The organism is Veillonella sp. 3627 (assembly GCF_003992195.1).
Taxonomy (GTDB): domain Bacteria; phylum Bacillota; class Negativicutes; order Veillonellales; family Veillonellaceae; genus F0422.
This window is the reverse complement of the sequence record NZ_RQVG01000005.1, coordinates 99,768-116,604: the sequence shown is the minus strand read 5'-3', so window position 1 is coordinate 116,604 and position 16,837 is coordinate 99,768. Positions and strand designations below refer to the sequence as shown.

The window sequence follows — 16,837 nt, the reverse complement described above, 5'->3', positions numbered from 1 at the left end:
TCCTTACCGCAACTGCTGTTCTACATCCCAACCATTGACCAACTGAAAGCGATCTTTCTGCTTAACATCAGGATATTTCTCATGGTCCACTTCACTAGCAAACATCACTAGGGGACGTACAAATGTTTTCCGCTCACCATACAACTGTTGGTACACTACATGAGGCTCATCTGTTTCGGAATGAATAGCAATATCAATCACATAATATAACATGCCTTTAAAATGACGATATAAACCGCCTACTACAATTTCTTGCATAGGTATCCTTTCTTATACTTATATAACGTATACAATAGTATATAGTATAGTGTTATAACACATCATCTTTCGTAGAACGAAAGTACTTTCAATATTCCAAGTATTCCATATCATACATATAGTATACACTATTCCTCTAACGATTTATATAGCTTTCCTTAGTACTATAGCAGATTGTTTTTATAGTGAATACTATAGGATAACACATGTATCCAATATAAAAAGGCTCTATACTAAATGTTGGGGCTACTCATATAAGAGTAGTCGCCAACATTCTTTTTTTGCAATAAAATAGACATATACAAACTCATACCGTATCATAAAAGTAACTACACAAATAAGAAAGGATGAGTCATATATGTCTACAGTTAATTATACAGAAATTATCTTTAAAATCAAAGAGGAATATATCAAACATACAAGAGTAAATAAGGACGGTTCTGTTCACTTTACTCTTGAGATGCCTGTAGCTGAGCAAGTGTGTCCTCATTGTGGAGCGAGCACTAGGAAGTCTAAAGGCAAACGACCTAGAGACGTTAAATTTGGTGCTATACAGCATCATACAGTGACTGCAACCTACTTACAAAGACGTTACAAATGTCAGGAGTGTAATCACACTTTCATAGAAAAGAACCCTTTTGTTAGTCGTTATTTGCGCCTTAGTAAAACTAATATGGAATATCTATTTAGACAACTCAGTGAAAAAGGATCCTTCACTGAGATGGCTAAACGCAGTGATGTTTCTGTATCCACAGTCATTCGGTATTGCTCTAAATTAGCCATTCCAAAGCCTGCGCAATTACCGACTGTACTAGGTATTGACGAATATAAAGGAAATGCTGAGGGGCACGTGTACCAAGTCATCATAACCGATTTGAGGAATCATTCTATCGTGGATATTTTACCCAAACGAGATGCGAGCGCTCTTATCCAATACTTTAAAGCCTTTTCTAAGAAAGCTAGAGCGCAGGTTAAATACATCGTCATGGATATGTCTCCACTATTTAAGTTAGTGATGCAAACTATGTTCCCTCATGCACATATTGTGGCAGATCGTTACCATGTGTGTCGCTTGGTAGATTGGGCTCTCGAGCGAGTACGTAAGCGTGAGCAAAAGCAATTAGTAGCACACTCTAGGATGCTCAAATATAACCGAAGGATCCTTATGAAGAATCCGGATACATTAACTGAAAGCGAGCGAGTAAAGCTGCTAGAAATATTGCATATATCCGATGACTTACGACAGGCGTATGGGTTTAGATTAGCCTTTAGAAAGATATTTAAGATATACAGCATACCTAACATAGAAAGATATATACAATTATGGTTAAAAGCAGTAGAAAGCAGTCATCTACCAGAGTTTAGTAATTTTAAAGTCTCCTTTATTAGTTGGTTCCCTCAAATTGTTAATGCCTTTGTATTACCCTATTCCAATGGTTTTACAGAAAGATGTAATAATAATATTAAGGTGTTAAAGAGAATAAGTTATGGGTTACGTCATTTTGAACGCTTCAGAGTTCGTATACTTCTATTAAGCAAAAAGAATAGCACCAGCTATTTGAATAGCTAGTGCTAAGAACTTTTTATATGAGTAGCCCCAACATTTGACAAAGAGCCTATAAAAATAGAGAATGATTGCCATCTGACAAATCATTCTCTATCACTTCAAACAGGATCCTGCGATCCTATAAATCTCTCAAATTATTTTAAAACATGAGATAATTGTTTATTTGTTTCTTTTGCTGTTTGTTTTGCTGTGTACCAAACAAGTTCGTTAATATAAAAACGAAGCTCTTCACTATTCACAGTTAATGCATTTTTTTCTGCCGCATGTTTCATAGCGTTAACAATGTCTTCACCACGTGTGTCTTCACCTTTTTCGTCAAACACAGCTTTTACATTATCTAATGCATCTTGACGGACAGCACGCAATACATTCCAGCCATAGCTGTTGCTATATCCATTTACCGCTTCTTTCGCATGTTTATTGTGTTTGTTCAAGAATACTTGATAGTTCGCAGTGTGTTCGTATTTATTGTCCCCATTCCAATTATGAGCACGTTTAAAGAACTCCACGCGGTTTGTCAAGTTGCGATCTAGAACACGCAAGAACTCATGGTTCACATCATGTTCCGCATAACGATGTTGGCGATCTGTCAAACGCTCACCACGCTCGTGACGATACACCAAGTCTTTGTGTACTTCGTACACACGCTCTAAGGTAACACCTAATTCTTCTAAGGCTTCCACTGTTTCTGGTGTAGCCACTTCAATTTCGTAGCCTGCTGCTGGTGTTACGATATGAGCTGGGTTCTTTTGATCGAACAACGTATCTCCCATCGCAAAGCCAGATGTTGCTGTTGCTAACAACGCTGCTGTTAATACTAGTTTCTTCACGGTTCTATCTCCTATCTAATATACCTATTCATTTCTATAAGTACATACCTCTGTATTTTTTCATTATACAACAAGTGTAGTTATGTATACAATATCGAATCGATTCAATACCCATGGTAGGTCCTGTGAAAGCAAATGCTTTCACAGGTTCTACGCATAGGAACATCTATCTATTACCCTTTTTTAATATATTGAAGTACTTCCGCCAATTGCGCTTTTAATGTGTTAATTTCATCTTTTTGCACTTGGTTTTGTGCTTCTAAGGCTGATACTTTATCTTGTAAAGTATAAGAAGAACTGATAGGACCTTGACGGAATGTGTCTTTTACTGCCGTTTCATCTGCACGGGATCCAAATTTCCAGCTCACACCTGCGTTCGCCATTAATTCATCACCACGGCTACCGATAGATGCTCCTGCATGGAATAAGGTAGACTCATTTTTGTAATGTGCAATACCTAATGCTAAGGCAGCTTCACCTTTATATGTACCCACACCAGCCATAATTGTTGTTGGCTCTAATGGATCATATTGTAAGTGACGTAATGCACCCATAGCTGCAGCTTGCGCACCCATACGGTTCATACGCATATTGATGTTATTCGCTACACCTTTCAACTGAGATACGTTAACCGCATCTGTATCAAGGACACCTGGTGCCACATTCGCCATCACTTGACCACCTGCAGAGATGCCAGATTTCATCACTGGATCCCCAGTTTTTGGATCTACCATTGGTTTTCCTGTTTTAGGGTCAACCACGATAGTTGGAGAGCCGAAGGATACTACTTTCGTAGGATCTACCACTTCTCTACCATCTTTATCAAGGACAGGGTTGCCATTCGCATCTCTTACTTTAGCCGTTTCTGGAGTTACCACCAATCCATCTGGAGTAAATGCAGTAGATTGTGCCGGTTTTACAGGTTCAGGTTTTGCATCAGCTTTTGGTTTACCATTTTCTAAATTATCAGCTTTATAGTATTTGCCATCCACTAATACTAATGGGTTACCCTTTTCATCCTTAGGTGTTGGTGTATTGAAAGTCAATCCTGTACCAGTCAATCTAGATGTAGGACCGTCTTGTACTTGTTTACTATCGATTGGGTTAATCGGTGTTGCTTCTGTCGCCGGTTTACCGTTGTTCACCACTTTACCTGCTGCATCTTTTGTAGTGCCTGCTGGATATGGTTTGTTATCGATAATCACAGTACCTTCAGGATATACTTTGCCTTCTTTTACCACAGCCTTTTCAGGATAGTATTTACCGTCCACAACTTTCAATGGGTTGCCTGCTTTGTCAGTTTTACTTTCAAAGTTAGCGCTGTTCAATTTATCTAAGTCTTTTGCTAATTGAATAGACAATTTACCATCTGTATTGAATACGCCGATGTTGCCTGTTGTTGTAGCAGCTTTCGCTACTGGTTTACCAGTATCTTCACGGTTACCACCTGTAAATTCCATAGTAGAATTCAACGGTTTACTGATAGTTTCCCCATCATCACCTACAAAACGAAGGCCATCATCCATAGTAGCTACATTACGAGGTTTACCATCTGTACCTGTGTATTGGATACGATCCATAGTTGGTGCATTTGGAATCGGAGTTTTACCTGCTTTTGGTGTTACTACAGTTTTTCCATCTTTTACTTCTACTGTAACATCTGCAGGTGCATACCAGTTACCATCATTTGCACGAACTGCATCTTTTGGTGTATTTTCCAAATCAGCTGGTGCTTTTGCTGTAGAAATATTTACTTGAGAAGCATCTTTGCCATCTTTGCCAGCATCTTTCAATGTTAAAGTACCTTTACCATCTTTAGCTGTAGCAGATACGCCATCGTTACCTTTAGCGTCTTTCACAGTCATAGCACCGTCTTTACCAGGTGCCACGTTATCTACGTCTGTCGCTGTTAATGGTGTAACAGGTTGTACTTCTGGAGCTGGTTGACCGTCTTTCACAATTGCATTTGTTTTAGGATCTTTTGCAGAGCCTGCTGGATATGCTTTACCATCAATCATCACTGTATTTGCTGGATATGGTTTACCATCGATGAAAGTAGTACCTGCTGGATATACTTTTCCATCTTCTACCAACGCGTTTTCAGGATAGTATTTGCCATCTACTAATTTCAATGGGTTACCATCTTTATCTTTCGCTGGACCACCAGTTGTTACACTGTCAATATGAAGGTCACGGTTTACATCTACTTTCACATACGTTGTAGTAACTGTAGTACCATCTCTATCCTTTGCTGCATCCACTGCCATAGATACTGTTGTATTCGCACCATTTACATATTTTACGTTATCCTTAGGGTTAACTCTTTCATAAGTTTTAGCCTTTTCACTGAAAGCTTTATCTGTAGAGCCAATACCAATATTCCAACCAGATTTTTGGATAGCTGTCGCTACAGAATTACCAGTTACATACGCATTACCATCATTAGTTACAGTATCTGTAGGAGCTATTGTGATTTCAGTCTTCGTAGCTTTACCAGTTTTAGGATCTTTTGTGTAAATTTTACCATCTTCACCACGAACAGCATGTGTTTCAGTACCATCTGCATTCGTAATAATTACATCGTTTGTTACACGACCTTCTTTTAAAGCTACTGTAATTTCACGAGTACCATCTTTTAATGTTTTACCTGTTATTTGTACGCCGTTGCTACCTTTAAACTCAACTTTATTAGCATTACGCATTTGTTCAACATAGCCATTGTCATGCGCGGCTACTACAAAGCCTAAGTTTTGTAAATCACCTACTGTAGCTGCATTGTTAGGATTAGAGTTTTCAAAGTTTACGAGACCAGCTTTTTCAGTATTGTCTGGTTTCACCACTGGAGTTTGTGCATCAACATTAGGCTTAGGTTCACCATTTTCTAGATCACTAGCTTTGTACCAGTTACCATCATTACCTTTTTCAAGAATATCACCAGCTTTATTTTTAGTGGACAACGGGTTAGCTACTGGAGTTGGTTCTTTTCCATTGTTTTCTTCTGCTGTTTTTGGTGCTCCATTAGGTTTTACATCTGCTGCATTATACCATTTACCATCATTCGCTAATTTTACATCATCAGCAGGTTTGAATGTTTCCGCACCATTCGCTACATTACCTAATTGTGTTGGAGTCGTAGTTTGGTTATTTGGTGCACCTGCTGTATTAGCCACATTAGGGTTAACCATATTAGATTTCAATGGATTTTTTGCTGTATCAATTGGTTGAATTACATTACCCGCTTTATCCAATAAGTCACCATTTGGAGCTGTTTTAACAGCTGGTTTACCGTCTGGACCAATTGGTTGACCTTTTTCATTTACTGGGTAGAATTTATCGCCCACTTTAGATACTGGTTTACCATCTGCTGTTGTATATGTAATTGGTAAGCCTGTCACATTGAAAGTCACATCGCTTGTTGTGCCATCTGCTGCTGTAGTTACCACTGCAGTTGTATTGCCACCGTTTACGAAATTTACAGTATCAAATGGTTTTACAAAATCACGAGCTTCGCCGTTATTTTGTAAGTTCCAACCAGCATTTAATACATCGGATACTGTGGCTGCATTGTTACCAGCAAAGTTAGGATTTGGTTTTCCATCTTTTGTTGGGTTCAATAAATCAGCTGCTTCCGTTGCTGTCAATGGAGCTTTGTTGATATTGTTTACATCTCCTGCAGTTCCTTTTTCTGTACCATCAGGGTTTGTAACTTTTTTATCAGCATCATTCACTGCTGGGATATTGTTTTTCACATTATTCAATGTTGTTGGAGCGGTTGTACCTTCAGGACCATTTAGAGATGTAATCACATCACCTGCTGGTACTGTTTCATCTCCTTTACCTTTTCCATCTGGAGTTGTATGGTAAGTCACATTGCCATTTTCATCTTTTACTGGATATACTTTTTTACCATCTTTATTAGTATAGTTTACAGGTGTTTGTGCATTATTCGTAGATACTTGGTCGTCCACTTTCACAGTGATTGTACGTACACCATTCTTATCTGTTTCACCAGTGACTGTAGCTGTACCTTTACCTACGAATTTCACTTCATTAGCATTACGTACTTGATCAGAGTAGCTATTACCTTCTGCAGATACAATCCAACCTAAGTTTTGTAAATCACCTACCGTAGCTGCATTATTAGGGTTAGATTTGCTGAAGTCAATCAAACCTGCTTTACCAACATTATCTGGTTTGGCTACTGGTTGTACATTCTCTTTCAGTTGACCATTTGGAAGTACGTCCGCTGCATTATACCATTTACCATCATTACCTAATTTTTTATCCTCTACTGGATCGAATGTATTAGCACCATTCGCTACATTACCCAATTGTGTTGGACTTGTAGTTTGGTTATTTGGCTTCTCTTTTGTATTTTCTACATTAGGATTCACCAAATTAGATTGCAATGGATTTGCTTTTGTATCAATTGGCTCAATAACAGTACCATCTACTGTAACTGGTTTACCTTCTGCATTAGTTTTTACAGCTGGTTTACCATCTGGAGTAACCGGTTGACCTTTTTCATTCACTGGATAGTATTTATCACCAATTTTAGATACTGGTTTACCATCTTTATCTGTGAACGTTACAGGCAATCCTGTTACATTGTAGGTAACATTGCTTGTTGTGCCATCTTCATTAGTAGTTACTACTGCTGTTGTATTAGCACCGTCCACAAAGTTTACAGTGTCATATGGTTTTACGAAATCTTTCGCAGTACCGTTGTTTTGTAAGTTCCAACCTGCATTCAATACATCAGATACTGTAGCTGCATTGTTACCAGCAAATTTAGGATTTGGTTTTCCATCTTTTGTTGGGTTCAATAAATCAGCTGCATCTGCTGCTGTAATAGGAGCTGCTGTATTGTTTTTGCCATCGATTGGGTTACCATCTACATCATATGCTTTTTTATCAGCATCATTTACAGTTGGTAAATTACTTTTCACATTATTCAATGTTGTTGGAGTTGTTGTTTGGTTGTTTGGAGCTGCTTCAGAGTTAGCCACATTAGGGTTTACTAAATTAGATTTCAATGGATTTGCTGCTGTATCAATTGGTTTGATTACATTTCCATCTTTATCTACCAAATCACCATCATCATTTTTACCTACAACTGGGTTACCTGCTTCACTTACTGGTTCACCTTTTTCATTTACTGGGTAGTATTTATCACCAATTTTAGATACTGGCTTACCATCTTTATCTGTAAACGTCACAGGCAATCCTGTTACATTGTATGTAACATTGCTTGTTGTACCATCTTCATTAGTAGTTACTACTGCTGTTGTATTCGCACCATCTACAAAGTTTATAGTATCAAATGGTTTCACAAAATCACGAGCTTCGCCGTTATTTTGTAGGTTCCAACCTGCATTTAATACATCGGATACTGTAGCTGCATTGTTGCCCACAAAGTTAGGGTTTGGTTGTCCATCTTTTGTTGGGTTCAGCAAGTCAGCTGCTTCCGTTGCTGTCAATGGAGCTTTGTTGATATTGTTTACATCTCCGGAAGTTCCTTTTTCTGTACCATCAGGGTTTGTTACTTTTTTATCAGCATCATTTACTGCTGGAATGTTGTTTTTCACATTTTTCAATTCTGTTGGACTTGTTGTACCTTCAGGACCATTGATAGATGTAACAACATTATTATTTGGTACAACTTCATCATTATCACCTTTTCCATTTGGAGTTGTGTGATATGTTACAGTACCATCATCACCTTTAATTGGATATACTTTCTTACCATCTTTATCTGTGTAAACTACAGGTGTTTGTGCATTATTCGTAGACACTTGGTCGTCCACTTTTACAGTGATAGTACGTACACCATTCTCATCTGTTTTACCAGTAACTGTAGCTGTACCTTCACCTACGAATTTCACTTCGTTAGCATTACGTACTTGATCAGAGTAGTTGTTTCCTTCTGCAGATACAATCCAACCTAAGTTTTGTAAATCACCTACAGTAGCTGCATTATTAGGGTTAGAGTTGCTGAAGTCAATCAAACCTGCTTTGCCAACGTTTTCTGGTTTTGCTACTGGTTGTACATTCTCTTTTGGTTGACCATTTGGAAGTACATCCGCTGCATTATACCATTTACCGTCATTACCTAATTTTTTGCCATCTACTGGATCAAATGTGTTAGCACCATTCGCTACATTGCCCAATTGAGTTGGACTTGTCGTTTGGTTATTTGGTTTCTCTGTTGTATTAGCAACATTAGGGTTAACCATATTAGATTTCAATGGATCTTTTGCTGTATCAATTGGTTTAATTACATTTCCATCTTTATCTACCAAATCACCATCATTATTTGTACCTACAGCTGGATTACCTTTTTCACTTACTGGTTGACCTTTTTCATTCACTGGATAGTATTTATCACCAATTTTAGATACTGGTTTACCATCTTTATCTGTGAACGTCACAGGCAATCCTGTTACATTGTATGTTACATCACTTGTTGTGCCATCTGCTGCTGTAGTTACTACAGCTGTTGTATTAGCACCATTTACGAAGTTTACTGTATCATATGGTTTTACAAAATCACGAGCTTCGCCATTATTTTGTAAGTTCCAACCTGCATTTAATACATCAGATACTGTAGCTGCATTGTTACCAGCAAATTTAGGATTTGGTTTTCCATCTTTTGTTGGGTTCAATAAATCAGCTGCATCTGCTGCTGTAATAGGAGCAGCTGTATTGTTTTTACCGTCGATTGGATTACCATCTACATCAGATGCCTTTTTATCAGTATCATTTACAGTTGGTAAATTATGTTTCACATTGTCCAACGTAGCGGGAGTTTTTGTACCTTTTGGTCCGTTAATGCTTGTTTTCACTGGACCAGTTACAGTATCGCCAGTACCATCTGGATTTTTCTTGAAGATTGGGTTACCTTGTGGATCTTTTTCACCAGTAGGATATACACGATCACCATTTTCATCTGTGTATACTACAGGAGATACCGCATTATTTGCAGATGCTTGATCATCCACTTTTACAGTGATAGTACGTACACCTTTCTCATCTGTTTTACCAGATACTGTGGCTGTACCTTCTCCTACGAATTTCACTTCGTTAGCATTTTTCACTGTATCTGTATAAGGTGTATCTAGACTACCAGTTGTTTTATCAGAAGATACAATCCAACCCATATTACGTAAATCACCTACAGTAGCCGCTGTGTTATCGCTAACTTTTGGCTCACTACCATCTGCTGGTTTAGATAAATCTACTAATCCATTATTCGCCGGTGTAGATCCTGGTACTTGTGCACCATCAACTGTATCACCATATTTATTCAAACCAGATGTTACATTATTTAATGCTGTTGGATCTGTTGTATTTGTTTTATCTCCTGCTGGAGTTGGATTTACTAAGGCAGTTTTTAATGGTTTTGTAGTATCTACTGGCTCAATAACAGTGCCATCTTCTGTAACTGGTTTACCTTCTGCATTAGTTTTTACAGCTGGTTTACCATCTGGAGTAATAGGTTGACCTTTCTCATTCACTGGATAGTATTTATCACCAATTTTAGATACTGGCTTACCATCTTTATCTGTGTATGTTACAGGTAATCCTGTTACATTGTATGTTACATCACTTGTTGTTCCATCTGCAGACGTAGTTACTACTGCTGTTGTATTAGCACCATTCACGAAGTTTACAGTGTCATATGGTTTTACAAAATCTTTCGCAGTGCCATTATTTTGTAAATTCCAACCTGCATTTAATACGTCACCTACAGTAGCCGCATTATTAGGATTTACATAGTTAGGAGCTGCTGCATCTGTTGTATTAACAGGAGCATGTTCAGTAGTTGGCGCTTTTGTATCTTTTTTAGCACCATCCAAGTTACCTGCTACATTAGATAATGTAGTTGGTGCCTTAGTGCCTTCTGGACCATTGATAGATGCAATCACATTCTCTTTAAGAATCTCAGTGCCTTTTCCATCTGGCTCAGAATAGTATTTAACATCTTTAGTTCCATCTGGTTTTGTTACCGTCTTAGGATATACTTTCGTACCATCTGCAGTTGTATAACTTACAGGTTGCTCAGGCATTTCTTGAGCCTCTGCTTTCACAGTAATAGTACGAACACCATTTTCTGTTTTACCAGATACAGTAACGCCACCTTCTCCTACGAATTTTACTTCGTCAGCATTTTTTACTTGGTCTGTGTAGGCTTTTGTTAATTCACCTGTCGTTTTGTCCGAAGATACAACCCAACCCATATTACGTAAATCACCTACAGTAGCCGCTGTAGTATCAGGAACTGGAGTACCTGTAGCTGGTTTACTTAAATCTACAAGACCTGCTTTTGGTGTTCCAGGATCATAATTTGTCAAACCAGATGTAACATTTTTAATTGTTTTGCCACCATTATCTAAGCCATCTTTTGTTAAAGATACTGGCTTTGCTGACGCATCTTTTGGCGTGATTGTCATGCCATTGCCATCGATCACAGTGGTATCACCAGCAGTATTTTTGAAACCAGCACTCGTTAAACCTGTCAATTCAGGTTTTAAGGAATAGATAAAGTTTTTACCATCTTGTTTAATAGCAAGGTTGTCACCAGCTTTGAAAGTAACTACATCGCCAGCTTTAATCTTTTCTTCTGATTTACCTGTTTCTGTACCAGAATCAACGCTTCCAGCAGTTGCTTTCCAAGCAGCATTATTCACAGCATTTACCACTGTATCTACAGTGGCTAATTTATTTCCATCTCCTGTCTTAGGAGCTGCTTTTCCGTCATCACCAGTATTAATAGTACCAGTATTAGCTTTTAGTTTGCCATCTGTTGTTTTGCCAATTGTATCACCATCTGTATTCACAGAAATACCATTTGCATCTGATGTAATAGATCCATCTGCAGCGTTAACATCGAATTTTACATTCGCACCTTTAGCTGTAGTTACAGTATTACCATTTTTTACTTCTTCTTGTTTCGTAACAGTCACTGTTGTACCATTACCATTTACAAAGTTTACTTGGTCTTCTGTACCAATACCAGCCACTTTAGTTTTAGGATTACCAGCAATGTTCCAACCTGTAGCTAATTTTTTAGAAATAGAATTTAACTGAGAACCATTGATAGCATCTGTAGAATCATCTGCTACACGACCAGCTGCTACGTTTTTCAATTGACGTTCTGCCCCAGAACTACCAAAGGATACTACGTCACCTTCAGATGTGTTGGTGCCACCAGCCCAGTTGAACGTATACGCCTTATTTGGTGAGTTATCGTCAACAACATTGCCATCTTTATCGTAGCTTACACTTAATTGACGTGTACCTACTAAATCAGTAGTAGAACCAGTACCAATAGCCACCGCATTTTGACGATTAGCACGAGCGCCTACGCCTAAAGCTACAGATCCAATTGAGTCAGCACGAGAACCAGCACCAATAGCTGTACCTAAATCACCTCTAGATAATGCATGTACACCTAAGGATGTGGAGGCGTGACCATTTTTATATTTATCCTCCGCGAACTTAAGCTCACTCGTATCCATATCACGGCCAGTTAGTTCTTTAAAAGCTTCCGCTACGGTACCAGTAGTTTTAGTTGTACCGGCAAATGTGTATTTCCGTTTTACATCTTTACCATTGATTTTTTCAATGACTGTTTTTTCAGTTACTGCGCCATTGCTTTTTTCAAAGCTTGTATTTTGAGCCGCTGCAGAGGCGATATTTGCACCACCGATCATGATGGAAGAGTCACCTTGTGCATTCGTAGCACGACCCATAGCAATAGCACCATCTTTACCGCTTGCTTTCGCTTGGTAACCTAAGGCAATATCACCATATTCCGCCCAAGATGCTGTACCACCTGCTAACGCATAGGCACCATTCGCTACGGAACCCATACCGACAGCTACTGCGGCTTCTGCATTTGCTTGTACCGTAGAACCAGCACCGATAGCTGTGGCACCAAAAGCACCCATACGTACTACGGAGTTAGTACCGATAGCTGTACCCAAAGCCGTTGTGGAATGGGCTTCCATACCGATAACTACGGAACCAGATTGACCATACGTGGATCGATATCCAGTTGGCATATCACGATTTACAAGTTTTTTGAATTGTCCTGCTACTGTTGTAGTGCTTTCAGTATAGGCTAAATTATAGTCATCAATGGTATTTACATTCGTTCTGTTCACTGCATCGTCTGTTACCACCTGGTATTTATTATTACGCAATTGATCTGTATCATTACCACCTAAGGCAACAACACCGTCACCAGCAACCACTTGTCCACCGATAGCAATAGATTGGTCACCGATGGCACGAGCCTCCGCACCTATGGCAGTCGCTTCATTGATATCACTTTTACGATAGAAACTTAAACCGTTTGCTATATCAGTGCTTTTTCCACTATCCCCCGTTTTATCAAGTCCATTATGTGCAAATCCAGCTTGTAAAAAGGCTTTGGTTTTATCCATCTCAACCTTTTGAGCTGCATCTTTAATATCTTGAAGCCCATAGCCTGCTTTTACCAATACATTTTCATTACTATCGGCATTTGTATTATTGTCAACTAGTTTATTATTAGCTTTACTATCCACACGAATACCTGAACCGGCTTGGAAACCAAGAGCTGTAGACGCGTTCATACGATACGTCCCATTTGCACCAAATGCTGTGTAGGCACCACGACCCACTACTGTATTAGGGCGATCCGCTTTACCAGATCCTTCACTGAATGCATCACGGCCGATAACCACAGTACCTTCCGCATTATTTGTGGTTTTAGCATTTTTACCGATGACAATACTAGTGTTACCTTGTGCCTTAGTCTCAGTACCAATCGCAATGGTATCTTGACCACTACTAATTGTTGCCCCTTTACCTATAGCGACAGCACGTGCCTGATTCGCATTTGCCGCTTCACCAAGGGCTACAGCGTTATCAGAACCTGTACCAGCCTGATTCAGAGCTGCACCTACTGTACTTGTTAAAATAGGGCTTACTGCCATAGCCATAGCAGCAGAGCTAATAACAATCGCTTTCGCCTTATTACGACCTACACGCTTTGCTAATTCAGACACTACTACATAGCATCCCTTAGTTTTGTTCCAAACTACTTTATAAATCCGATTTAATCCCATATAAATCTCCTTTACAACATTACTTATAAACTAAGTCCTATACATCGACTACATAGAATAACTTATATTCCTCTCACCCAGTATTCTTCTACTATCAAAATAAACCTTCAGCTTCCTAAAGGTTCTTTCGTGGAAAGTAATATTTATACACGAACCATACACTCTACATACACTTGTTAGCCACGACCTAGCAAATAATCTGTTGTGTAAATCTAGTTCAAATTATTTCGATATCATTATACATGAATTTGTATACATTATCAACAACTAATTAAAAAAACTTTCACAATTTATCTGTAATCTATAGAATAACAATATTCTTACTATCTACCATTATCTTCATATACTATTTATTTATTACATATTAATTCATTTAAGTTTTAATTTTATGTATAAATAATCAATTTTAAGCAATAGTTCGCATTTTTATTCCTAAGTAAAATTAGACATCAACAGATATGTATTATTACATCCTAAGCTAACAATTTTACACCATTTATTCAAAATGTTTATAATTGAATTATTGTGTATATTATTGTAGAAGAATTTAGATATTATGTTTCTATTTTGCTGAAATTTCTTCATCAATTTACACGATTAAAATTTGCACAATATATTGTATATTGCATTCAAAAAAACTGTGTATTTATATAGTATAACTAGAGAAAACATTTATTGTCTTCCTTGAGGAACGCCATTACGAGTAGTAGCCTTTGTGGCGGGCCTTTCTACCTAAATCACACAAACGCAAGAAACCGCAACATGTTCCTGAACAAACCTAACCACTGTATCAGTTTGAGAAGGAGTATGTTGCGGTCTTCCCTTTTCCCTATTTAGTTACTAACGCCACAAGCCTGCATAGCGGAACAAAAGACGATTGTATTGTACCTATAACCTGTGCTATAATAAAGGCAACAAAAGAAGAGCCATCGACGTCTGCTAGCGTTAGGCTCATCTCAAAATAACGAAATCTGATAATGCCTAACGTGTATAAGTACTGGTTATACTTATCTTTACGTTAGGCATTTTCATTATCTATTTAAATAGATCTTTAAACAGGTCAATGATACTTACTATTACAGAAATTAGATAAAGCAATAAAGTATACTTTTCATACCTTCTCATAGTATCACCTCCTCCTAAATTAGGAAGAGACAAGCCTAACTCACATTAGTGACTCTCATACCACCATTATACACCTAGATATACATTATGCGAATTAACAATATTATGAATATCATCTTAAGGAACGCCGTTACGCGTAGTAGCCCTTTGTGGCATTTGTAATATTCCTATTAACTGTGCTATAATTAAACCAACAAAAGAAGAGCCATCGACGTCTGCTAGCGTTAGGCTCATCTCAAAAGAATAAAGAAAAATGGCCTAACGTGTATAAGTACTGGTAATACTTATTGTTACGTTAGGCTTTTTCATTTCTATTGAAAGAAACGATAAATATCTATAATCAACTTAAAAAACTTTATCAATAAAGATAACTTTCTAAAATTTGTCATAGCAACCACCTCCTCCCATAATAGGAAGAGATGAGCCTAACAACACGTTAATGACTCTTGTAATTTCAATTATAGCACAATCTATTTGTACTGTTTATATGAACTAAATACTCTGAGGAACGCCGTTATGAGTAGCAGCCTATGTGGCGTTCCTTTTTACCTAAATCATACAAATGCAAGAAGAGCACGACATGTTCCGGAGCAAACCTAACCACTGTATCAGTTCGGGTCGGAATATGTCGTGCTCTTCCCTTTGCTTCTATTTAGTTACAAACGCCACAAGGCTACATAGCGAAACAAGTTCCGTCACAAAAAGCCCCCAAAAGTAAATAGCCTTCTTTTCCTCTAAGTATTCTGTAAGCAAAAAGCACGCAACATGCTCCTGAGCAAACATTATGAAATACCGTTTGTGAAGGAGTGTGTTGCGTGCTTTCCTTATACTACTTCATGATTTATATGAAGGCTATTTACTTTTTACTTTTTGATCCAAGGCATCAATTTACGTAATTCGCCGCCCACTTCTTCTACTTGATGTGCTGCAGATTGTTTACGTTGTTCGTTAAGGTATGGGTAGCCTGCTACATAGTCACCAAGGAATTGATCAGCAAATTTGCCATCTTGGATATCTTTTAATACACCACGCATAGCTTCTTTTGCAGATGCTGGGATTACTTTTGGTCCTGTAATATAGTCACCGAACTCAGCTGTGTTGGAGATGGATTTACGCATTGTTTCGAAACCACCTTCGTAGATCAAGTCGATGATTAATTTCATTTCATGAACACATTCAAAGTATGCGTTAACTGGGTTATAACCAGCTTCTACCAATACTTCAAAACCAGTTTGCATCAATGCACATACACCGCCGCAAAGTACTGCTTGTTCACCGAATAAGTCAGTTTCAGTTTCTTGACGGAAGTCAGTTTCCAAAATACCGGAACGGCCACCGCCTACACCAGATGCCCATGCTAAGGCCACTTCTTTAGTGTCTCCGCTTGGATCTGCATATACAGCGTACAAGCAAGGAACGCCAGAACCTTCTTGGAATGTACGACGTACTAAGTGACCAGGTCCTTTAGGAGCTACCATGAATACGTTTACATCAGCAGCTGGTTTAATTTTACCGAAATGAATGTTGAAACCATGAGCAAATGCCAAGTACGCACCTTTTTTAAGATTAGGAGCGATGGATTTTTCGTAAGTTTCTGCTTGCAATTCATCTGGAATCAAGATCATCACAACGTCTGCACCTTTTACAGCATCCCCTGTTTCTTTTACTACGAAACCAGCTTCTTCCGCTTCTTTCCAGGATTTGGAACCTTCACGAAGACCGATTTGTACGTCCATGCCGCTTTCTTTCAAGTTCAATGCATGCGCATGACCTTGGGAACCGTAGCCAAGAACTGTAATTTTTTTACCTACTAATGCTTGTAGATTGCAATCTGCATCATAAAATACTTGTGTGCCTAAAATGTTACCTGCCATTGTGATAACCTCCTACTTTGTAATACATGTGTTAATGTTTATAATTTACTAGATTTTCTAGTGAAA

The 16,837-nt window shown here is 38.2% G+C and carries 5 protein-coding genes; 1 reads left to right on the top strand and 4 read right to left on the bottom strand.

Annotation, left to right across the window (positions count from 1 at the left end; genetic code table 11):
• Positions 1–3: 3 nt before the first annotated feature.
• Positions 4–258 (bottom strand): DUF1653 domain-containing protein, encoded by a 255-nt coding sequence (locus tag EO114_RS04000; RefSeq protein WP_126941137.1) that lies wholly within the window; start codon positions 256–258, stop codon positions 4–6.
• A 358-nt stretch (positions 259–616) separates the two neighbouring features.
• On the opposite strand from EO114_RS04000, the gene EO114_RS03995 reads away from it, so the two are divergent.
• Positions 617–1,828, top strand: a complete 1,212-nt coding sequence (locus EO114_RS03995; RefSeq protein ID WP_127061673.1) for an ISL3 family transposase — start codon at positions 617–619, stop codon at positions 1,826–1,828.
• 131 nt (positions 1,829–1,959) lie between these two features.
• Here the strand turns inward: EO114_RS03995 and EO114_RS03990 are convergent, their stop codons facing one another.
• The 3 genes from EO114_RS03990 to ilvC all read right to left on the bottom strand — a co-directional run bounded on the left by EO114_RS03990 (position 1,960) and on the right by ilvC (position 16,771).
• Positions 1,960–2,655: a hypothetical protein gene (locus EO114_RS03990; protein ID WP_127061671.1), complete on the bottom strand. Its 696-nt coding sequence runs from the start codon at positions 2,653–2,655 to the stop codon at positions 1,960–1,962.
• A gap of 173 nt (positions 2,656–2,828) precedes the next feature.
• Positions 2,829–13,772, bottom strand: a complete 10,944-nt coding sequence (locus tag EO114_RS03985) for an ESPR-type extended signal peptide-containing protein (protein ID WP_127061669.1) — start codon at positions 13,770–13,772, stop codon at positions 2,829–2,831.
• 1,988 nt (positions 13,773–15,760) lie between these two features.
• Positions 15,761–16,771, bottom strand: a complete 1,011-nt coding sequence (gene ilvC, locus EO114_RS03980; RefSeq protein ID WP_127061667.1) for a ketol-acid reductoisomerase — start codon at positions 16,769–16,771, stop codon at positions 15,761–15,763.
• Positions 16,772–16,837 lie beyond the last annotated feature (66 nt).

Bases quoted from the DNA above. Each gene is read 5' to 3' on its own strand.
- EO114_RS03995 (WP_127061673.1), top strand. From the start codon at position 617: ATGTCTACAGTTAATTATACAGAAATTATCTTTAAAATCAAAGAGGAA.
- ilvC (WP_127061667.1), bottom strand. From the start codon at position 16,771: ATGGCAGGTAACATTTTAGGCACACAAGTATTTTATGATGCAGATTGC.
- EO114_RS04000 (WP_126941137.1), bottom strand. From the start codon at position 258: ATGCAAGAAATTGTAGTAGGCGGTTTATATCGTCATTTTAAAGGCATG.
- EO114_RS03985 (WP_127061669.1), bottom strand. From the start codon at position 13,772: ATGGGATTAAATCGGATTTATAAAGTAGTTTGGAACAAAACTAAGGGA.